The organism is Enterococcus sp. AZ128, assembly GCF_051714485.1.
In the GTDB taxonomy this organism is placed as follows: domain Bacteria; phylum Bacillota; class Bacilli; order Lactobacillales; family Enterococcaceae; genus Enterococcus_A.
In genome coordinates this window covers 1075623-1096437 of sequence record NZ_JBIORZ010000002.1, presented here as the reverse complement: position 1 = coordinate 1096437, position 20815 = coordinate 1075623, and the positions used below count along the sequence as shown (strand labels likewise).

At 41.8% G+C, this 20815-nt stretch carries 18 protein-coding genes; 8 read left to right on the top strand and 10 right to left on the bottom strand.

All coding sequences use genetic code 11. The features are described from left to right. Position 1: 1 nt before the first annotated feature. The 8 genes from IGI38_RS17080 to IGI38_RS17045 all read right to left on the bottom strand — a co-directional run bounded on the left by IGI38_RS17080 (position 2) and on the right by IGI38_RS17045 (position 14465). Positions 2-7630 carry a KxYKxGKxW signal peptide domain-containing protein gene (locus IGI38_RS17080; RefSeq protein WP_438732776.1) on the bottom strand — a complete coding sequence of 2543 codons (7629 nt, stop codon included), beginning with the start codon at positions 7628-7630 and terminating at the stop codon, positions 2-4. 55 nt (positions 7631-7685) lie between these two features. Continuing rightward, positions 7686-9332 (bottom strand): hypothetical protein, encoded by a 1647-nt coding sequence (locus tag IGI38_RS17075; protein ID WP_438732775.1) that lies wholly within the window; start codon positions 9330-9332, stop codon positions 7686-7688. A 60-nt stretch (positions 9333-9392) separates the two neighbouring features. After that, complete coding sequence (locus IGI38_RS17070; RefSeq protein ID WP_438732773.1) at positions 9393-9683, bottom strand: hypothetical protein; 291 nt, start codon at positions 9681-9683, stop codon at positions 9393-9395. A 13-nt stretch (positions 9684-9696) separates the two neighbouring features. After that, complete coding sequence (locus IGI38_RS17065) at positions 9697-10386, bottom strand: DivIVA domain-containing protein (RefSeq protein WP_438732771.1); 690 nt, start codon at positions 10384-10386, stop codon at positions 9697-9699. 13 nt (positions 10387-10399) lie between these two features. Beyond that, positions 10400-11017, bottom strand: coding sequence for a DivIVA domain-containing protein (locus IGI38_RS17060; RefSeq protein ID WP_438732769.1), 618 nt, complete (start codon positions 11015-11017; stop codon positions 10400-10402). Between the two features lie 9 nt (positions 11018-11026). Beyond that, a complete protein-coding gene (locus IGI38_RS17055; protein WP_438733396.1) occupies positions 11027-12517 on the bottom strand; it encodes a glucosaminidase domain-containing protein in 1491 nt (496 codons plus the stop codon). A 4-nt stretch (positions 12518-12521) separates the two neighbouring features. Further along, positions 12522-12944 carry a DUF1149 family protein gene (locus IGI38_RS17050; RefSeq protein WP_438732767.1) on the bottom strand — a complete coding sequence of 141 codons (423 nt, stop codon included), beginning with the start codon at positions 12942-12944 and terminating at the stop codon, positions 12522-12524. 417 nt (positions 12945-13361) lie between these two features. Beyond that, the gene (locus IGI38_RS17045; RefSeq protein WP_438732765.1) at positions 13362-14465 is read right to left on the bottom strand and encodes a tyrosine-type recombinase/integrase; all 1104 of its coding nucleotides are present in this window, start codon (positions 14463-14465) and stop codon (positions 13362-13364) included. 536 nt (positions 14466-15001) lie between these two features. Between IGI38_RS17045 and IGI38_RS17040 the strand changes: the two genes are divergently transcribed. The 8 genes from IGI38_RS17040 (at position 15002) to IGI38_RS17005 (ending at position 18860) form a co-directional block, all read left to right on the top strand. Then, positions 15002-15751 carry a hypothetical protein gene (locus IGI38_RS17040; protein ID WP_438732763.1) on the top strand — a complete coding sequence of 250 codons (750 nt, stop codon included), beginning with the start codon at positions 15002-15004 and terminating at the stop codon, positions 15749-15751. A gap of 422 nt (positions 15752-16173) precedes the next feature. Next, the gene (locus IGI38_RS17035) at positions 16174-16386 is read left to right on the top strand and encodes a hypothetical protein (protein ID WP_438732761.1); all 213 of its coding nucleotides are present in this window, start codon (positions 16174-16176) and stop codon (positions 16384-16386) included. A gap of 20 nt (positions 16387-16406) precedes the next feature. Next, on the top strand, positions 16407-16619 hold the full coding sequence (locus tag IGI38_RS17030) for a DUF2922 domain-containing protein (protein ID WP_438732144.1): 213 nt from the start codon (positions 16407-16409) through the stop codon (positions 16617-16619). Between the two features lie 75 nt (positions 16620-16694). After that, positions 16695-17078, top strand: coding sequence for a hypothetical protein (locus IGI38_RS17025; protein WP_438732759.1), 384 nt, complete (start codon positions 16695-16697; stop codon positions 17076-17078). A 44-nt stretch (positions 17079-17122) separates the two neighbouring features. After that, the gene (locus IGI38_RS17020; RefSeq protein WP_438732757.1) at positions 17123-17716 is read left to right on the top strand and encodes a DUF2922 family protein; all 594 of its coding nucleotides are present in this window, start codon (positions 17123-17125) and stop codon (positions 17714-17716) included. Positions 17717-17818: 102 nt separating this feature from the next. Then, positions 17819-17899 carry a type I toxin-antitoxin system Fst family toxin gene (locus tag IGI38_RS17015; RefSeq protein WP_111945109.1) on the top strand — a complete coding sequence of 27 codons (81 nt, stop codon included), beginning with the start codon at positions 17819-17821 and terminating at the stop codon, positions 17897-17899. A gap of 192 nt (positions 17900-18091) precedes the next feature. Then, entirely contained in the window at positions 18092-18370 is a 279-nt protein-coding gene (locus IGI38_RS17010; protein ID WP_438732755.1) for a hypothetical protein, read from the top strand. 208 nt (positions 18371-18578) lie between these two features. Beyond that, the gene (locus tag IGI38_RS17005) at positions 18579-18860 is read left to right on the top strand and encodes a hypothetical protein (RefSeq protein WP_438732753.1); all 282 of its coding nucleotides are present in this window, start codon (positions 18579-18581) and stop codon (positions 18858-18860) included. Between the two features lie 542 nt (positions 18861-19402). Here the strand turns inward: IGI38_RS17005 and IGI38_RS17000 are convergent. Continuing rightward, positions 19403-20350, bottom strand: a complete 948-nt coding sequence (locus IGI38_RS17000) for an IS3 family transposase (protein ID WP_438725572.1) — start codon at positions 20348-20350, stop codon at positions 19403-19405. Positions 20351-20352: 2 nt separating this feature from the next. Further along, complete coding sequence (locus tag IGI38_RS16995) at positions 20353-20769, bottom strand: HTH domain-containing protein (protein WP_438725573.1); 417 nt, start codon at positions 20767-20769, stop codon at positions 20353-20355. Between the last annotated feature and the right edge of the window lie 46 nt (positions 20770-20815).

Sequence of the window (20815 nt, the reverse complement as noted above, 5' to 3'; positions counted from 1 at the left end):
CCTAAATGGTATTGTCCTCTTGATCCTTCTTGCGCTTCTTCGTTCCTCCATAGAAAGCCAATCCCATTGACACGAGTCCTAAACCAGCAACTGAATACAACAATTGATCGTCATTCGTATTGGTACTTGGCAGATTCTTCTTAGTAGTCGTGCTTCCATCAGAGTCTGAATCTGAGTCACTGTCTGAATCTGAATCGCTATCTGAGTCCGAGTCACTGTCTGAGTCCGAATCGCTATCCGAGTCTGAATCACTATCCGAATCTGAGTCACTATCCGAGTCTGAGTCACTATCCGAGTCTGAGTCACTATCTGAATCTGAGTCGCTGTCTGAGTCTGAATCGCTATCTGAATCTGAGTCACTATCCGAGTCCGAATCGCTATCTGAATCTGAGTCACTATCCGAGTCCGAATCGCTATCTGAATCTGAGTCACTATCCGAGTCCGAATCGCTATCCGAATCTGAGTCACTATCCGAGTCCGAATCGCTATCCGAATCTGAGTCACTATCTGAATCACTGTCGCTTTCGCCTTGAACAACTATGCTCGTTGACTGACTCTCTTTACTCTCTCTACCATCTTGATGGCCGATTGCTTTTGCAGTAACTTCATCACCTTCTTCAAGCTGCTTCCCGATCAATCTCGCATATTCTCTCGCAAGATCATTCAGATCATATTGGAATTTTCCATTAGACCCAACAGTTATTCCACTTGCAATCAACTGACCATTTACGTAAAGATCCACGGTATACGTTCTATCGTAGTCAATATCTTGATCAGGTATTTTTCCTGAAATAATTGAATCCCCTGCTTCAATTGGATCTAAGATTGGTGCCACTACTACCCATTTATCATAGTTAAGATCCGCATCAGAATCTGAGTCACTATCCGAGTCCGAATCGCTGTCCGAATCTGAATCGCTATCCGAGTCTGAATCGCTGTCCGAATCTGAGTCACTATCCGAGTCCGAATCGCTATCCGAGTCCGAATCGCTGTCTGAATCACTGTCGCTATCTGAGTCCGAGTCGCTGTCTGAATCTGAGTCACTGTCCGAGTCTGAGTCGCTGTCTGAATCCGAATCACTATCTGAATCACTGTCGCTATCTGAGTCCGAATCACTGTCTGAGTCTGAGTCGCTGTCTGAGTCTGAGTCGCTATCCGAGTCTGAATCGCTGTCTGAGTCTGAATCGCTGTCCGAATCTGAATCGCTATCTGAGTCTGAATCGCTGTCCGAATCCGAATCGCTGTCTGAATCCGAGTCACTATCCGAATCACTGTCGCTATCCGAGTCCGAATCGCTATCTGAGTCTGAATCGCTGTCCGAATCTGAGTCGCTATCCGAGTCTGAATCGCTGTCTGAATCCGAGTCACTATCCGAATCACTGTCGCTATCCGAGTCCGAATCGCTATCTGAATCTGAGTCGCTATCTGAGTCTGAATCGCTGTCCGAATCTGAGTCGCTATCTGAGTCTGAATCGCTGTCCGAATCTGAATCGCTATCCGAATCTGAGTCACTATCCGAGTCCGAATCCGAGTCACTGTCTGAGTCTGAGTCGCTATCCGAATCTGAATCGCTATCTGAGTCTGAGTCACTATCTGAGTCCGAATCGCTGTCTGAATCCGAGTCACTATCCGAATCTGAATCGCTATCTGAATCTGAGTCACTATCTGAGTCTGAATCGCTGTCTGAATCACTGTCGCTATCCGAATCACTGTCGCTATCCGAATCTGAATCACTGTCGCTATCCGAGTCTGAATCGCTATCTGAATCCGAATCACTGTCCGAGTCTGAGTCGCTATCTGAATCCGAATCGCTGTCTGAATCACTGTCGCTATCCGAGTCTGAATCGCTATCTGAATCCGAGTCGCTGTCTGAATCTGAGTCGCTATCCGAGTCCGAATCGCTGTCTGAATCCGAGTCACTATCCGAATCTGAATCGCTGTCTGAATCACTGTCGCTATCCGAGTCTGAGTCACTATCTGAGTCCGAATCGCTATCCGAGTCTGAATCGCTGTCCGAATCTGAGTCACTATCCGAATCCGAATCGCTATCTGAGTCCGAATCGCTGTCTGAATCACTGTCGCTATCCGAGTCCGAATCGCTATCTGAATCTGAGTCGCTATCCGAGTCTGAATCACTATCCGAATCCGAATCTGAGTCGCTATCCGAGTCTGAATCGCTATCTGAATCTGAGTCGCTATCTGAGTCTGAATCGCTGTCTGAATCTGAATCACTATCGGAATCTGAGTCACTATCCGAGTCCGAATCGCTATCCGAGTCTGAGTCACTATCTGAATCCGAATCGCTATCCGAGTCTGAATCGCTATCGGAATCTGAGTCGCTATCTGAGTCTGAATCGCTGTCTGAATCTGAATCACTATCGGAATCTGAGTCACTATCCGAGTCCGAATCGCTATCCGAGTCTGAGTCACTATCTGAATCCGAATCGCTATCCGAGTCTGAGTCACTGTCTGAATCTGAGTCGCTATCTGAGTCTGAATCGCTATCGGAATCTGAGTCACTATCCGAGTCCGAATCGCTGTCTGAGTCTGAGTCACTATCCGAGTCCGAATCACTATCCGAATCTGAGTCACTATCTGAATCCGAATCGCTATCGGAATCTGAGTCTGAATCACTATCCGAATCTGAATCGCTATCGGAATCTGAGTCGCTATCCGAATCCGAGTCGCTATCCGAGTCTGAATCACTGTCTGAATCTGAGTCACTATCCGAGTCCGAATCGCTGTCCGAATCTGAGTCGCTATCTGAGTCCGAATCACTATCCGAATCTGAATCGCTATCTGAGTCCGAATCGCTGTCCGAATCTGAATCACTATCCGAGTCTGAGTCGCTATCGGAATCCGAGTCGCTATCCGAATCTGAGTCGCTATCTGAGTCTGAATCGCTGTCCGAATCTGAGTCACTATCTGAATCTGAGTCGCTATCTGAGTCTGAATCGCTGTCTGAGTCCGAGTCACTATCTGAATCTGAGTCGCTATCTGAGTCTGAATCGCTGTCCGAATCTGAGTCGCTGTCTGAGTCTGAATCGCTATCGGAATCTGAATCGCTGTCCGAATCACTGTCGCTATCCGAGTCTGAATCGCTGTCTGAATCTGAATCGCTATCCGAATCTGAATCGCTATCCGAGTCTGAATCGCTATCTGAGTCTGAGTCACTATCCGAATCTGAATCGCTATCCGAGTCTGAATCGCTATCTGAGTCTGAGTCACTATCTGAATCACTGTCGCTATCCGAATCCGAGTCTGAATCGCTATCTGAATCTGAATCGCTGTCTGAATCCGAGTCGCTATCCGAATCTGAGTCACTGTCCGAGTCTGAGTCGCTGTCCGAATCTGAGTCACTGTCCGAGTCTGAATCACTATCTGAATCTGAGTCACTATCTGAATCACTGTCGCTATCCGAATCCGAGTCTGAATCGCTGTCTGAATCCGAGTCGCTATCCGAATCTGAGTCACTGTCTGAGTCTGAATCGCTGTCCGAATCTGAGTCACTGTCCGAGTCTGAATCACTATCTGAATCTGAGTCACTGTCCGAGTCTGAATCACTGTCTGAATCTGAGTCACTGTCCGAGTCTGAATCGCTGTCTGAATCACTGTCGCTATCCGAGTCCGAATCGCTGTCTGAATCTGAGTCGCTATCCGAATCCGAATCGCTATCCGAGTCTGAATCGCTGTCCGAATCTGAGTCCGAATCGCTGTCTGAATCTGAATCACTATCTGAATCTGAGTCACTATCCGAGTCCGAATCGCTGTCTGAATCTGAGTCACTATCCGAGTCCGAATCACTATCCGAATCTGAATCGCTATCTGAATCCGAATCGCTATCCGAGTCTGAGTCGCTATCTGAATCTGAGTCGCTGTCTGAATCTGAGTCGCTATCTGAGTCTGAATCACTGTCCGAATCTGAATCACTATCGGAGTCTGCGTCGCTATCCGAATCTGAATCGCTATCTGAGTCCGAGTCACTGTCTGAATCTGAATCGCTGTCCGAGTCTGAATCGCTATCCGAGTCCGAATCGCTGTCTGAGTCTGAATCACTATCGGAATCTGAGTCACTATCTGAGTCCGAATCGCTGTCTGAATCACTGTCGCTATCTGAGTCCGAATCGCTATCCGAGTCTGAATCGCTGTCTGAGTCTGAGTCACTATCCGAATCTGAATCGCTATCTGAATCTGAGTCGCTGTCCGAATCGCTGTCCGAATCTGAGTCGCTATCTGAGTCTGAGTCACTGTCTGAATCTGAGTCGCTGTCCGAGTCCGAATCACTGTCCGAGTCCGAATCGCTATCCGAGTCTGAATCGCTGTCCGAATCTGAGTCGCTATCCGAGTCCGAATCGCTGTCTGAATCTGAGTCACTGTCCGAATCTGAGTCGCTATCTGAGTCCGAATCGCTATCCGAATCTGAATCGCTATCCGAATCTGAATCGCTATCCGAATCTGAATCGCTATCTGAATCTGAGTCTGAATCTGACTCATCTTCATCTAACTCATACTTAATTTCAGTATCCTCGGTTGGATCATCAATATCTGGCAGTTTGTACCCTTTGGTTTCATCCTCTGGATCAACCCATTCCAACGGAATACCATCTTTATCCTTCGGTGTATAGCCTTCAACATAGTCAATCGTTGGGAAATCTGGATCTGATTGATCGAGCATCTTGCTTGGATCGTTTGGATCATTTGGATAGATAATTGTTCCGCTTCCTGGAAACTTAGAATCTTCACTACCAATGGTAATGCTGCCCATTTTGGTATACACATACGTAATTTCTGACGTGCCATTCATATTCACGATCATATCGGAATCTGAATCCGCATCTTTCTCCACGTACAACCAGCCGGATACGACATCGATCTTCTCGGAAATCGTGTCTTTCACTTTCGCTGGAACTGTCTTCGTTTCTGCGACTGGATTTCCTTCTTGATCTACATAATGATAGAGAATTTTCGCATCATTTAATTTGTACGTAATTTCAGTGTCTTTACTTGCGTCCGCAATCGCTGGTGATTTGTATCCTTTGGTTTCATCCTCCGTATCCATCCATTCCAATGCGCCGCCGTTTTTATCCGTCGGTGTATAACCCTCTACATAGGCAATGCCAGGGTGAGAAGGTGCATCCACTGCTAGTGCTTTGCTTGGATCAGTAGGATCATTCGGGTAAAGAACCGTATCCTCAGTGAAATCAGGGTCATCACTTTTCAGAGAATAACTCCCCATTGGCTGATACACATAGGTTACTTCTGATGTTCCCGAAGGTTTGATCGTTCCACTATCGGAAGTTGGGTCTGTCTCTACATATAAGTAGCCTTCAACCACATTGATCTTGTTTTCGATCGCTGCACCTTCAGATGAAGGAACGACAACATCTTCTGCGACTTCTTTTCCTTCTTTATCAACATAGTGATAAATCACTTTGTATTCATCTGGAACTAACTTCCATTCCATGTTTTGTGAACGCGTATCTTCACTAGGGTCTAACGTGTTTTGAGCGCCGGGTTTTACCTTCGCGCCTTCTGTCAACGCTTCATTTGTTTTAGTATTCACATAATGGAAACCGGTTGGTGCTTTCGGTACCGTTACATCTGCCAAATCTCTTAAATTCGTATTAATCGTAAATTTAGTTGCCGTTGGTTCTGTTACCCCATCATGACGAGAAGTATCGATCACCAGACTTCCGACTTCACGATAAACAAATTCAACATCAGTGGTTGAGTCCGCATAACGTCCAGCCATATTTGCTGGGTTTGCGACTAAGTAATAGTTCTTATCACGGTAATCTATTGCAGTTGTCCGATAAACTGAGTTATAGATTCCTTCTAATGAGTCATCATCCGCACCATCATTGATCTTCGTATCCGCAACTCCATCACCATCGGAATCCAACATGTATCTTACGTTGACTTTCGTAGTCTTGATCTTATATTTGTAAGTAATATCTGTCGTTTCACCTTCATCTGGGAAATCAACAGATATTGTTCCAGTAAGAGGATCTGCGCCAGTAGGTAATTGTTCTAAATCAATTTCATAACCTTCAACTACTAAGTCTTCTGCCGTGATCATTGCTTGTTCAGGAGAAGATTCTGTAGTTGGGAAGCCAAGTTTTGTTACTGGGTTTTGTAGTGGTTGGTTATCTTCGTCGACATAATTAATTCTGATAGAACTTTGCCCCTGTGTTGTTACCTGGTTTGGAGTAGTTTCACGATTAGCTGAACTCGTGTTTCCTAAGGAATCGGAATACTTCATGTCTGCAATATGTTTAACCGTATCATCGTCAAATACGAAATTAAATAATAGTCTTGAGCTTTGAACCACTTCATCAAAGGCTGTATTAATTCTATCTATTATTTCTGGATCTTCGTAAACAATACCGAATTGGTATTCAAAGAATTCGACTGGGCTATTTGCACCACTGTTTTTATACTCAATAGTATCTGACAACTTAAATCCATGTTTCCCACCTTGAACTTTTCTTGCAATTGTATAGGTTCCATCTGAGTTTTCAATAGCTGTATAAGAATCTATATTGGTAGCCTTCAAAATTCCAATAATCTCTTCATCAGTTGAATCTGCCGGAACTTCAATATAAGAAAATTCGTTTCCAGTTAAATCTAAAGTAACGCTTAATTGATTTCCTGATCCGTCAGGCAAAGGTACAAAAATATCTATCCATCCTGGTAAATTTTCTTTATTCTGACCAGTAAAACTATTTATAGACGCTTCTGATTCAAAAGTAAGCCTTTCAATTTGAACGATGTTTTCGTCAATAGGAGTATAATTTGTTTGATCTATGATTCTTGATGTTTCATAAGAATTATCATAATCAAAAGACGTATTTATACTATTAGCTCCACCAGACAATATCCCTCTCAATCTAGGTCTTGCAGTTTTACTACCATTTAGGACACGTGATGAAGTAATTCTCTCAATTTCTATACCATTCATATATATAAATTCATCATCAGTCTTTAAATTTAGATTGTTTGAATCATAAATTAGTGAAAATGCTACCGAACCTCGACCAAATAATTTGAAATCTATCTTCATAGTTTTTGTTATTTCATTTTCAATAGTAATCACAAATCCTACATCAATAACATATTCAATTTTTCCTATGCCACTAATACTTCCACCCAAAGTCTCAAATAGTTTTGTCGTATTAGATTTTGTTACAGGTATAATAATTTTGTCATTTTCCTTAACACTGTTATCAATCGTTAATGAAATTGCCACGTTATCATCTGTGATATTAGCTCCTGTATAACTTGTTGTCGCCTTATTTCCATTTACATCTATTCGTTCAAAACTATTTAAACTAACTTCTGAATCTTCATTAGTCACCCAAGTCTTCGTACCATCTTCATTCTCCGTCGCGCGGTTCTCTGGTTTTTCAGTTGCTTCCGATGTTGCTGCTTCGTCCTTCTCCAGTTCCTCTGTTGACGTTACTTCTTCTGTTTCTGCTGCCTGCGCGTACAACGTACTGGCTGGTGCCGCGACCGTACCAACGAGCATCGCACCTGCGACACCGCTTTTAACAACCCAATGCTTTTTCACTTTATGCATCCGGTATTTCTTTATCGGCTCTCGGCGATACGTCAATTTCCTTTTACTCATTCGTAATAACTCCTTTTTTAATAAATTTTTTACTGCCGGTAGTGCTTTGCTTGAACTATTTGTAAAAATAGTCAAAAAAATTAATCAAGCCGCTCAGAAAGTGCTCTTGATCATCGATCCGCATCCGGAACTTGTCATGTCTGGTGTAGAACCCATGGACGATCCGATCTGGATTCTTCATGAACATGGCCATCTCTGGAAACATCACGCCTTTTTCAATCTCAATCTCTGCACGCTTGATTGCGACTTGCCGCAAGCGCCAGAAATCTATTTTAGAAACAAATTGAGTAAACTCGCCTTGTTTAAAATAGCTGGTTTCTTGGACCTTATCGGTCATTTTGATCGCTGCCATTAATAGCTCCAACAAGGTCGGATAGGCAGTATCACGGAATTCAATGAAATTCATATTCTCAAATGCATTCTTTAGTCCGAATTCATAGTATTTCTTCTCATTCAGGTAAAGTAGAATTTCATTGGTGGCATAGCTTAGCCAGTGGTCGTGGTAACGTTCGTACCTTTTCTCTACGAAACGATCAAACAACTTTTTAGCTAACTGTAAATGGCGTTCGTCTTTGGTAATGGCATAGCCTCGTAAGATACTGAAGACGGCTTCCCCATCGTAATAAATGATGTTGAACTTCTTCTTGACCTCCAGCTGATCATTTAATATATGGGTGGTTTCCCCTGCTTCATTAACGAAGCGCTCATCGATGCCTTGGATCAGCTGGTTGATGATTTTTTGATACTTATCATCGCCAGTAATCGTCTGGAACTTCGCCATGGCTAAGATTGCTAAGGCCTGTGCCCCTAATTTGATCGAAATACCTGAACGCATCTGTTCTTGAACGTATTGCGCTCCGTCCTTTTCCATCAATAAGTGCTTCACGCCCCAATCAAGCGCCTGCTCCGAGTGTTTCAATTCCTCTGTTTTTCCTAAATATTCCTGCGCTTCTAATAAGGCATAGACACTGGAGAAATGTCGGACAGAGTTATACCCGGTCAGCTCATAGTCATAGGTCGGATAGTAGCCATAGATGAACTGGCCCGAATCCTTGATCTGACGATACAAGAAGTCTTCGCCATATTCGATGGCGTGATCGATCTGCGTTGGCAAGCTGCCATAGTTACTCTCACGAATCCCTTCCTGATCCTTCTTCGTGGATAGTGTGAGCCATTCGTCGTTGTCAAAGTAGAAGCCTTGGGTATCGAATAGATAGAAGGTCTTCTGCTTCAACTTATCTCTTAACGGTACGTTGTACTTTCGCTGCACGTATTTTTCTAGGTTGGTCCTATCAATGGAAAGCTCGGGATTGTTAAAGCCGACACGGTGATTCTGTGACGGTCGGATCAGCGCACTTCCCATGATTTCTTCTCCTAGAAAAGCCGTACGGAATTTCCGATCAAAGGCGATCCCTGTCCGGAAATAGTTATTCCGCTCAACGATCGATAACCGCTTGTTCAGCTCCGCGTAGTTATACTCTTGAATATGTGTTACTGCATCCACGCGGATATAAGCGGCTTCACTCTTCGCTAACTCCGGCTTCAGCCATTGGATACAATCCTCTAAGGTCTCTCCTCGGACATTTCTGACCTTTGCGCGTTCCTTTCCATTTGAAATAGAAAGAAACAGATGCTTTTGCTTCGTTTCGATGGGCACTTGCTTCAGTTTTTTGACTAATTGTTCAATGCTGGCTTCTTTCACTTAGACTCCCCTTTTTCTTCATTCTTCCTTCGTTTCCTTCTATTAAAAGAAGGAGATGCTTCACCATTTTCCTCGTTGCGGGCCCCAATCTCTCTTCAGGGGTTGGCTGTTCTTCGCCACTCGGCTGGGATGGTCATCGGTATCTGTTTCCCAGGGAAATAGCCCGTTCTCATCTCTTTGATACGTCGCTTCGATTGCGGCATCCTCTTCTTCTTGCGTGATTTTCCTGCGGTCGTGGCGGACTTTTAGATAACTGAGGGTCATCATAATGACCATGAGGGGAAAGACATAGCGTCTAATCTTGACCCGCTCTAGGAAATCAAAAATCCAAATCAATTGTTCAAAATCCATGATTGCTTCCCTCCTAGCCGATTCGCTTCGCCTTGATATCTAAGAATGTCTTCGTCTGCTCGTCACTTAGATTCTCGCCTTGCTCACGAGCGTTCTGCGTCAGGCTTTCCCGCAAAGACTGATAGTTTTCCTTTAATAGCTGTGTTTCTTCCATTAACCCTTGTTTCTGAGCTAAGGTCTCCTCACACTGAATCTCCAGATCGATCAGCTCAGACTTTTTCTCTGTTATCTGAGCGGTGAGACGTTGCTGCTTCTTGACCAGTCCATCGACTTCGATCTGAATGTTCATCAGCTGATTCATCTTCTGCGCTTCGGTCTGCCGCATGTTTCGTTCGTTTTCCTGCTTGGCCTTGGCGAGTAATTTATCCGCTTCTTCCTGAACGGTATTGGCGGTACGCTGAGCCATCAGCTTCATTTTTTCAAGGTCTTGGTATTCGCCTTCCAGCTCCCGCAGACTGGTGAGGTCACTGGTCAGCTGTCCGATGCGGATCGTCAGCTGGGCGACTTTTTCATTTTGCTGGAGGAGCAGCTCTTGTTTTTGAGCCAATTCCTGCTGACAATCGGTCAATTGACTCTCCTTTTCTAGAAAAAGATCATAGTCTTCTAGGACATGGCGGACAAAGTCCTTCACATCCTCTTTCCGAAAACCAAACAGTCCTCTTCGAAACGTCAGTCCCCGTATATCAACGGGTTTGAAATACATATGCGCTCACTCCTTACTGAACCTTCTGTTCATTTTTTTGTTCTTCTTCTACGAGACTTTCAAAATTTCTCCTCAGATGATTGACCAGTAGAAGATATTCCTGTTTTAATCGATCGACTGAGGAGAAGATGATCTGTTCATTCTTCGCAAGGTCAGACAAGCTTTCCTTGACCCGCAGATCCAAGAAATGCCGTTCTTGCTGAACCTGAAGCATTTGCTCCTGATAATAAGCATCGGCTTTCTTGCGAATCTTCAGCGCATCATCCTGTGCTTGGCTTTCGATTTTCAAGGCCACCTTTTGCGAGAGGGATAACTCCAGCGTCTCCCCTGGCTTCGATGCCCGATTGCGAACTTGCGCCGCTTCCAGCTGCCGTTTGAGCGTGCGATTTTCGTTTAATAGTTCTTCCAGCTTGTCTAGATCGAACCTGCGCTGATGCTGCGAGGTATGCTGGATGATCTCTTTCTCTGCGGTAACCTCTTCTAGATCCGTTTTTAGATGGTTGATTTGCTGCTGGTAGGATACGTAATCTTTGGCGACATAAGAGAGAAAATCATCGACATCCTTTTTCTTATAGCCCATGGCGCCATTTGGGAAGGTCAGATTTTTAATATCCTTGACACTAAATTTCATGTTAGTCCCCTAAAACAAGACAGACGCCGGATCGATCAATTGCGCTTGGCTCAATGATCCATCCCGACAGACTTCAAAGTGCAGATGACTGCCTGTGCTATTACCGGTACTTCCCACATACCCGATAATTTGACCTTGTTCCACCTGATCCCCAGACTTCACGACATACTGTGATTGATGCGCATACAAGGTCGTCATGCCATCCTCATGCTCCACCACAACGTAATTTCCCCATGAATAATGGAACTCCGCTACGGTGATTGTTCCAGCTTTGCTAGCATAGATCGGTTCGCCTTGCCCTGCCGCCATGTCTAATCCGCGGTGGAACTCAGCACCTCTCACACCAAATGGACTAGAGATCGTGTAGTTCTCGACTGGAATCGCAAAGCCCTGCGCACTAATCGCTGCCTCGGCTTTCACCTTGTCATACTCCGTTAAGTTGTAGGTCTCGATCAGACCATTCAGCTTTTGATTGTATGAGGTGTCCGTCGCATATTTTCCGGTTAAGAATTTTGTCGCATCCTCATAGGTTTCGGCATTGCTCTTCCACGCGCCGCTATAGAAGGTACTGTTGCCGGATAAGCCTTCCTTCATTAGCTTGGCGTAATCTTCAAAGCTTTCTTCGTAATTCTCATACGCTCTAAACGCTGCTTGGATCGTAGTCATATTCCCGCCGCCTGTATCCTCCTGCGTATTGAAGGTCGCGCTCTTGCCTTTATAACTGCCTTTGATGCCGAATAAATTGTAATTCGGTGCTTGGGCCAATTGGCTCGTGCCGCTGGCAGATTCGAGAATCGCCTGCGCGATCATCACGGACGCATACAGGTCTTCCTGCTGTCCAATCTTGCGGGCCGGTTCGCCGATCTTTTTAATGAAGCTTTCCACCGATTCATCCTTTTCAAAGTGAATCGCACCATCACTAGTAACAGTCGTCGCAGGAACCAGCTCCGTCACTGGCTGCGTCTCTACCTGACTAACGATCGGTTGTTCCGCGATCCTGACCTCCGCTTCGACAACTGGTGTTGCAGATTCAGCTGGCTGTGCAGGTGTCTCATTTGGTGTTTCGACGGGCTTTTCTGGTTCTGCCGGTTGTGTTGGCTTCGTAGGCTCAACAGGCTTTGTTGGTTTATTCGGTTCCGTCGGTTTGGTTGGTTCTTCTGGTTCTGGCTGATTCGGTTCAACTGGCTTCACTGGTTTTTCCGGATCAATCGGCTGCTCAGGATCGGTTGACTCCTCCGTAGAACTCGAATCTGTCGTGCCGGAATCTGCCGTACTCGAATCCGTTGTTTCTGTCGTTGCTGTTTCTTCTGTGGATGCTTCTACATTTTCAGTTGCGGCGGCTTCCTCTGCCGCAAAGCTGATCGGTGCACCGCTTAATAGGATCGAAGCAGAACCGATCAAGGTCGTTGCTCCCTTCACCCCATTCTTAACAAATACTGGCTGAACACGTTTGGATCGATAGATTGTTTTTAGGCTTTTCTGATAATACGTTTTTCTCACCAAGTTACATTTCCCCTTCTTCACTAAGTTCATTTTCTGTTGACTGTTGAAGCATCTGATCGAAGTGAACCTCGACCCCCGGTTCATCCAAGGCAATCTCGCTTACTTCATAGGTCAGTCGTTTCACTAAAAGAAAGAGCGGCTCTAATAGCTCATCCAGCTCTTCCTTGTTTAGATCCTCTTGGGATTCGATTCGTCGGTCTTTGAATAGATTGACCTGCCCCAAGCTGCCTGAAATCACAAACTCCTCAAAAATCATATTGAAATCTAAGCGAATTCCAAGCGTACTTGAATTGTCCTGTTCCGCTGGATAAGCTATCCTTAAAGGAGTAATATGAATGTTGAAGTGATTTTCATACTCTTCATATTCTTCTTTGGCATCATAGTGAAAGGCATTTACTTTCGGTTTGTAGCGTTCAATATTCATAAGAACCTCCATTGATATGTAGTGTTTTTCATTTTTAAGTAATTTTATTTAATCCTTTTGTAATGTCCTTGCATCGTTAAAAACGACCTATTTATAACTTTCGAAGTTACTTTCCTTAACAACGAGAAAATACTGAATCATTCATAATTCAGTTATAAAGTTCTTTGTCTTATAAAAAACTAGAAAAAACCTCCCATCCCTTTTGTAACAAGGCATAGAAGGTGTCTTGACGGCGAATGACGGCGAATTTTTGTGCGAAATAAATAACCGATTCTTTTTCTTTAAAAAATATTAAGCAAATGGAATCGTAATTAAGGAAATAAAAAAAGCTCTCGATCAGAAAGCGCTTACACGGTAATTAAAAAAAGAGTTAGCCAAAAAATCAACTTGTTTTTTTGAAAATGGTTTCATTCCTATTTAGTTAACCAAGTGATCCATCTCACTAATCACTTGATAGCGCTGCTCTAACATAGCATCCACATACGTATCTAACGTCATTTGCGTAGAAGCATGTCCTAAAAGAGCGCTAACTGATGACACATCCTTGTTCGCTTCCAAACAACGAGTCGCAAACGTGTGTCTTAGTTGATGGAAATGAATTTTTGGTAGATTTGCCTTCAGTCGAATCCTATGAAAATGATGCGTAAGTAAACGTGGTTCGCAAGGTTGTCCATTTGTCGAGAAAACAAAAGAACCCTTTGAACATTTACGATGTTCAAGCAGTAATTTTCTCAACGTAGGGCCTATCGGAACAACACGTTCTGACGCTTCTGTCTTTGAATCCGTTAGAACTAATTGTGTTTTATGATGTGTTTCGAGTGTCCCTATTCGTTGGTACGTTTGATTAACATTGATTAGATTGGTGTCAAAATCAATATCAGACCATTGTAATGCGGCTATCTCACCGATACGCAATCCTGAATGTAGTGCTAGAAGCGTTGGAATACCATAGCCCTTTTTCTCTTTAGAGGCAACCGTCATCACTCGTTTTTGTTCAGACAAGGACAACGCATTAACCTTTCTATTTTTAGATTTCGGTAATCTCAATTCAGACAAAGGATTCGATAGTAATTTCCCGCACTTTTTCGCATAATTTAAGCATTTATTCAATATTCTGAAAATCACTTGGATCGTTGACTTCGTCAGCTTTGTTTGTAGTTCCCGCAGCAGCTCTTTCCCATTTTCGATCGATAATTCGTTTAGCGGGACATCTTTAATCACTGGTAAGATATATTTCGTCACTTTGTAGTAGTAACTTGCGAAAGTAGAAGGTTTGACTTCTTCTTGAACATCAGAAAGCCACTCTGCGGTCCATTCTTCCACTGTTTCCGCAGAAGTGCCATGTACTTTCTGTAATGAATGATAGTAGATTTTCTTTGGATACAGTTTTTGTCGTACTTCTGTGTAGCTTTTCCCATAGATGTACCCATATTTGATTCGGCCATTTGTTTTTCGACCTTTGGGATACCTCCCTTCCCAACGTCTGTCTTTTCGCAAATAAATGTTCTCGCCTTTTCGCACAGTATCATCCTTTCAGTTAATTTTGACGGCTTATTAGACGGCGTATTTCCCGAACTTTTCTTAAAACTAACTGAGAAAAGCCCGAGAAAACAATAATCATAAAGCTCGTTATTTTCTAGATAGTCTGAAAATAATTATTTTTCTAAATGATATTGAATATTAATAATCCGTAATATATAATATAATCAATAAACGTTTAGAACTAACAACAATTTATCTAATCTTCTTTTGTATAATCCGCATAATTTTCTAGTTTTTTATAAGACAAAGTAACAAACTAAACCGTTCATCATTATTTTTATAATTTTCGCAGATAAATATAATATCATTTTTTTATTTCTCTAGAAACCCTTCTAGCGAACTATTAGATTTTCAAATATCTATTATTATGATTTCCTCTCTTTAAATACTTTCTCTCCTTCCACCTCTGATTAATGTTCTTTTAACACTGTAAATGAAACCGTTATTTTATACTTTGGTTATAAAACAAACAGAAGATTTACATCAATCTCTAATGTATAATTTGTTTAAAATAATTGTCACATGAGAGAGGAGTTTGCTTTATGTTGCCAAAGGATTTTGAGTACTTAGATGACAAACAATGGTCTGATTTATGGGAGGATTATATGGATCAGGCGGTTCACTTTAACCCATTAGAGGTTCATGAGATCAGCTGTATCATTCCCCTACCAGAAAGAGACGGTCTATTGATCTTTTCAGATACGAATGTCTATTTCTGTGAAAATAGTCTCTTAACCATGTTGTATCACTACTCATCTGCCAATAACTTCCCTGATTACCAGATCTTGACCCGTGTGTTCAAAACAGCGGATCTCTACGGCAAATACAAGTATCCTTGGGTTTGTCAGTACTTCACGCTTTTCCCGCTAGAAGCTCCTCACCGCAGTATCTGGATAAACCCATTGAAAATCGCTGATGTCCACACCATTGATGGGCAGTGCTATGTGTCCATGCTTGATGGCCCAACCTTAATTTTGCCTGTTCATGACCGGCGATTATTTATTCGAGCGGAATCTGCCTGTATTGCCCTTGCGACGATTCGCCGCGGCCACTTCCATTTTAATCGCAACGGCGACAGACCCATTGACTATCTTGATTTTCCAGATACCTACTTTGCAAAAAAGCTCAAACAAAGCCCCCTGCTACAAAACTTTGATACCCTTATCGGCGAACTAGGGAAAATCTATCATCAGTCCTATTCTGTCCATCACTTTGAAAACTTGATCGATGATCCCGATGACCTCTATCAGATCAACTGGCGATAAGACGAATTTACAAACAAATGAAATCGCTATCATTTTCATAATACTTGACACGCACTTTCTAGCAGAAGGTGCGTGTTTTCTATTGTATCGATCATCCACCCTCGCTCCCTAGCAACTCTGAGATACTTCTTTCCTTTTTCAACAATTCCATGCCATCTTTATGCGCCCAATAGAAACGCTGCTAATTGTAATTAACCGGCTGAAAATCCACCTACCATATCAGGATTTCGTTGTCAAATCGCAAAATTGCACGAACCCCCCTCAAAATTAACAGGTTTGAACGAAGGAATGCGGGGCACAGCTTCTAAAACGGTAATTTTGAGGGGGGTAATGGTAATTTTGCGATTCGCAATCATTTTCGAAATACCTTATCTTTTAGTCACCGGCCGGAACAAAAATAAATCAAAACATGGAGGAATTAAATGATGATTCAAAAGCTAAGCACAAAATTACAGGTCCACTTACAACTACCAGGCGTTGAGAAATTGAAGAAAGTCACCTTCCAAAATATCGTCGATGAACCAAACGAAGCAAAGATTCTTACATTAGGAGAAATCCTGACAGAGCTTGATCAAGAAAATACATTACTAAACGGCGTGATCATCACCAGCCAATCACGAGTAACGAAAGACTAAGTAAAAGGGGAAATTGATCAATGAAAAAAATAGTAGCGATTTTTAAAACTAGCACCGGACGCTCACAAACGTGGAGCTATCCAAATCCAAATGACACATTGTCTAACCAAGAAGTACACGGCATCCTAGAAAAATTTACTTTACTAAACTTGTTCAAGAAAGACGACGAAAAGTTGTTCAATCAAGTGGTTAGTGCCAAATATGTCGAAACAGTGGAAACAATTATTTTTTAGAAGGAACTGAATGAGATGTGGAGTGCGGTAGACGTGCCGCCTCCTCTACTTAAAAAAATTAGGAGGAACGATTCGATGAATGACCAACTACTCAGCTGCCGCCAGCTGTTCAATTTAACACCAAAAACACTTGAAAAACGGATTACTGAATACTATCTCGAGTCACAAAACAGCAGTTTAACCATTAAATATATTATCGCCTTGCGCGTAAGGTACCAACTTGGCGCAGAGGAGTTTGCGTTCATTCTGAAGGATCTTGTCCGTGAGATATTCATGAACACTAAAGCCACTAGGACTATGAAGCGCTTCTTCTATTATTTCCAAGATTACTTCATGGCTCCTGAGTGGCGTACGTTGAAAATCAGAACATTCCCGCTCCGTAACTTTGGCGAAAAGGCCTTGTCAGTTGCCCGTTCCCTGATGTCATTTGTCCGTCCTGAAGAAACAAACGAACCTTGAACCTAACCTTACCTACGCAAAAAAATTAGAAAGGAAACCAGAAGATGAAAAAGGATTTAGTTGTCAAATTCGCAAACAGTCTAGGGAAAAACCACGACTGGACATACAGAGATTTGAACCCCGATCTGCCGATACCAGCGATCAAAGAAGCTTGCGAACTATTGACCACGTTGGATATTTTTGAACAAAATGGCGTAAAACTATTTGATTCGGTCGTAACGGCCAAGATCGTGGATACGTATGAACGAGACGTTTTTGATGTTGAAAAAGAACCAATGATCGTTGAAAACGAACCCTGTGAACAGGAACAAGCACAGGAAGGAGTCCCTTTCAAAGTACCAGAGAACTATGATTATTTGTTCGAATCCTCAAGAAACGCGATCGCACAGAAACTTGAAGGTCCCGCAGAAGCGACGAACGACCGCCCTTCATTAACAATACATGCACCACAAATCGGAAAACAATCGATTACAAAAACTAAAGGGAATTCTGTCGGAGAACCTTCAGCACCTATTGCATCGCAGGTTGATGAGCTCGAACAACAGGATACCAAGAAAGGCTTCCTTGCCTGGATTCGTCGAAAGAAAAACAGGAATAAAGACGACCCAGATATTCGCTCTGGCGACACTAAACCCTAATACGAACTTCTGTCCTTTGAAAATTTAAACCTTTGCGTAGGTATTTCTGCCCATGTCGTCATCCTCCCGCATGAGAGGAGGTGATGCTTTTTGAGTGAGCTGATGAGATATGTCCTCGCTCCGCTCTTTGTGGGGCTGATCATTGCCCTCGTTAACCATTGGCTGAGCGGGCATGATCCATGACGACAGAACGATAAAATACACCTGCGATCTTTGTGATCGCAGGTGTTATCTAAGAAGAAATTAGTTTAAATTCTTAACGCTTTATTTTACAAAATTACATATAAAAATTTTCTACACCTTCATACATTGTAGGTAGTACCATAATCATGCTAGAATTTAAATCAAATAGGTTTCCTCGAAAGAAGGTATGAGATGAAGGCTGGCGAATTATTGAGACAACTAACTGCGAATCCTTTTCATGACTATAAAGGCATCTATACACGGTTAGGTGGTAGTTTAGTACAATTTACTACGGCAAAACCTGATGAGGGAAATCTAGTATTTTTTCGTCAGAATAGAAAAGCGCCAATGACGACTAAAACGTTATTCGCGATCCTACACTTACACCAAAACAAGGATATCTGTTATTGGAATAATAGGAAAATAGCTATATACAACTTCAAAGTAGATCACGGGAAAATAGTTGTATAGCTTTTTGCGCATCTTTTTATTTAAGTTTATATTCTCGCTTGCCCTGGTCCAACTCTTGAATTGTGAAATCGTTTGTGACAGTCAAGCCAAGAAAGCTACTTAATTGGCTGAGGTAGCTGAAACTCATTTAAAAATACTCTTTCGTCTCTGCTCTGTTTTTTGATATAGTAACTGAAAGTAGTCAATAATAATTTTGTAGGAGACTTTCATGGAAAAAATTGTCGTTTGGAGTTGTAGCTATGTTTCTTTTATTTTATTTTTAAGTATTTATATATTTGCTGCATGGTCTGTTGCCATAGAAGACGGCTTTACAAACATGGATTCTTGGTTGTCTGTCCTGCCTATTTCCTGTCTCTATTTATTCGCTCTTATGATGCAATTCACTATAATAGAAGTTGGAAATAATAAATTAGTTGTAAGAAAAATTGGCAATTTTAGAAAACAGACTTTTTCTCTCTCTCATATTGAAGTTAGGTATGGGGTTAGATAAAAATTTTCTTATAGAGTACCCGCTATCTATCCAATCTATATTTACGATAAAGATTGGATTAAACAGCGGAAAATTCTTTGTGGTGATATTAGAGGAGATGACTTTGGTAAATTTTGGAAAAAACATGGTAATCCTAAAGAGTAATTCCCAATCATTTGTGTACTCTTTTTGATAGGGAGCTTTGTGGCTAGACTCCCTGTATAATCCCACTTAGTACCTGATTTTATTTTCTCGATTGCCGGTGCCCTGCCTAGCAGATATCCATGACGACAGAACAACAAAATACACCTACGATTTTTGTAATCGCAGGTGTTCATTAGAAAATTTAAATTGCATAAAAAAAAGTTACTCTTGTTTCTCAGATAATTTCCTAACAACCTCAATATCTAATTTAGCAGCTTTCGATATTTGTTCGATCGTCAGGCCAAGTTTTAAACAGTTGTTAGCTAATTCAATACTTGCTTTTTCTGAAACGTCCCCCGTGTCAAGGACACTTTAAGAAAAAGGAAGATAACTTTTCAGGTAGTTGTTGCTACAGATGTTCAACTATTTTTAGGTGGTGTGACTCCTTTTATTGGATACTCTCCCGTTGTTATATATTGATAGTACTCATTAGGGGATAGCTTAGCTAACTGCCATTGATAGCGTTCATTATTGTAATAGGTCATCCAATTATCTATGATTATTTTTACTTCATCAAACCCTATGCATTGACTAATATTTATTTCATCTTTCATATGACCATAGAAACTCTCTTGAGGAGCATTATCCCAACAATTTCCTCGACGCGACATTGATTGTCTTAGTTTTTTGTCTTTTACTAGTTGAATGAAGCTGTAGCTCGTATAGTGAAACCCTTGATCACTGTGAATTAATGTTTTCGTTGTTAAAGTTTCACCGTGATCATTCATCATTTGATTCATTGTGTCTAAAACAAAATCTACTTCCAACGATTTACTGAGAACATATGCCAATATTTGCTTGGTATAAGCATCCAATATCGTTGATAAATAACAGAATCCCTCATTGTATGGAATATATGTGATATCTGTTAGAAGTACAGCTCTTACACCATGCGTTGTGAAATCCCGGTTTAACAGATTCTCTGCTACATTGTTTGTTTTTAACGCCTTAGATATTCTTCGATATGGATTTGCCTTACGTATAGGGCAAATTAATCCATATTTTTTCATTAAGTGTCTTATTTTTTTAACATTCATCACTATTGGCGGTGTTTGATGTAACAACTTCATATGTATACTACGTGCACCTTTGGCGTAGCCTCGACAATTATATGCATTTAAAATTTTTTCAAAATCAACTTTATCTCTATCCTCTTTTTCTTCGCGCTTAGGCGCATTTTTCACCCAGCGATAATAACCAGAGCGTGAAACTCCTGCAATCTCACAAAGCATGACGGCTGACAATACATTGTCCTCTTGAGTCAGCATCTCATGGATAATCTTAAACTTACAACTGGATTCGCTCATGTTTAGTCGATTCGTTTTGAATTGTTTATTTTTGTAATTTTTTTTAGAAATTCAACTTCTTGACGCAAATATAAAAGTTCATGTTGTATTTGCTTTAATGATTGCGGCGAAAGCTCTTCTTGTAATTGAATTTTTTTAATACTTGCTCTTTTACTGCGATTTTCTCCTTCTTTAAAACCTTCTCCTGACATTGCTTGATTTTTTATTCTTTGAACAAGACTATCGATTCGTTTTTGAGGAAACATTGTTACGTCGTATCCAAGATCGCCAATAATTTTTTTCGGTGTATTTCCAGCTTGATAACTAATCCAAAAGTCTTCTTTAAATTTTGCGGTAAAGTACATTTTTTTAGGAGTGACTTTTAAAGTGTATTTGTTAGACTCTAGTTCCTTCATTTGTTTCTTAGTATATTCTTTCATTTCGTCTCTCCTACTAGATGCTTTGTTATATGCTGAATTGTAATAT

Excerpts from the sequence above, each read along its gene's own strand:
- IGI38_RS17025 (WP_438732759.1), top strand. The coding sequence starts at position 16,695 with ATGAATGACCAACTACTCAGCTGCCGCCAGCTGTTCAATTTAACACCA.
- IGI38_RS17005 (WP_438732753.1), top strand. The coding sequence starts at position 18,579 with ATGGAAAAAATTGTCGTTTGGAGTTGTAGCTATGTTTCTTTTATTTTA.
- IGI38_RS17070 (WP_438732773.1), bottom strand. The coding sequence starts at position 9,683 with ATGGATTTTGAACAATTGATTTGGATTTTTGATTTCCTAGAGCGGGTC.
- IGI38_RS17020 (WP_438732757.1), top strand. The coding sequence starts at position 17,123 with ATGAAAAAGGATTTAGTTGTCAAATTCGCAAACAGTCTAGGGAAAAAC.
- IGI38_RS17050 (WP_438732767.1), bottom strand. The coding sequence starts at position 12,944 with ATGAATATTGAACGCTACAAACCGAAAGTAAATGCCTTTCACTATGAT.
- IGI38_RS16995 (WP_438725573.1), bottom strand. The coding sequence starts at position 20,769 with ATGAAAGAATATACTAAGAAACAAATGAAGGAACTAGAGTCTAACAAA.
- IGI38_RS17065 (WP_438732771.1), bottom strand. The coding sequence starts at position 10,386 with ATGTATTTCAAACCCGTTGATATACGGGGACTGACGTTTCGAAGAGGA.
- IGI38_RS17010 (WP_438732755.1), top strand. The coding sequence starts at position 18,092 with ATGAAGGCTGGCGAATTATTGAGACAACTAACTGCGAATCCTTTTCAT.
- IGI38_RS17015 (WP_111945109.1), top strand. The coding sequence starts at position 17,819 with ATGAGATATGTCCTCGCTCCGCTCTTTGTGGGGCTGATCATTGCCCTC.
- IGI38_RS17035 (WP_438732761.1), top strand. The coding sequence starts at position 16,174 with ATGATGATTCAAAAGCTAAGCACAAAATTACAGGTCCACTTACAACTA.
- IGI38_RS17080 (WP_438732776.1), bottom strand. The coding sequence starts at position 7,630 with ATGAGTAAAAGGAAATTGACGTATCGCCGAGAGCCGATAAAGAAATAC.
- IGI38_RS17000 (WP_438725572.1), bottom strand. The coding sequence starts at position 20,350 with ATGAGCGAATCCAGTTGTAAGTTTAAGATTATCCATGAGATGCTGACT.
- IGI38_RS17060 (WP_438732769.1), bottom strand. The coding sequence starts at position 11,017 with ATGAAATTTAGTGTCAAGGATATTAAAAATCTGACCTTCCCAAATGGC.
- IGI38_RS17030 (WP_438732144.1), top strand. The coding sequence starts at position 16,407 with ATGAAAAAAATAGTAGCGATTTTTAAAACTAGCACCGGACGCTCACAA.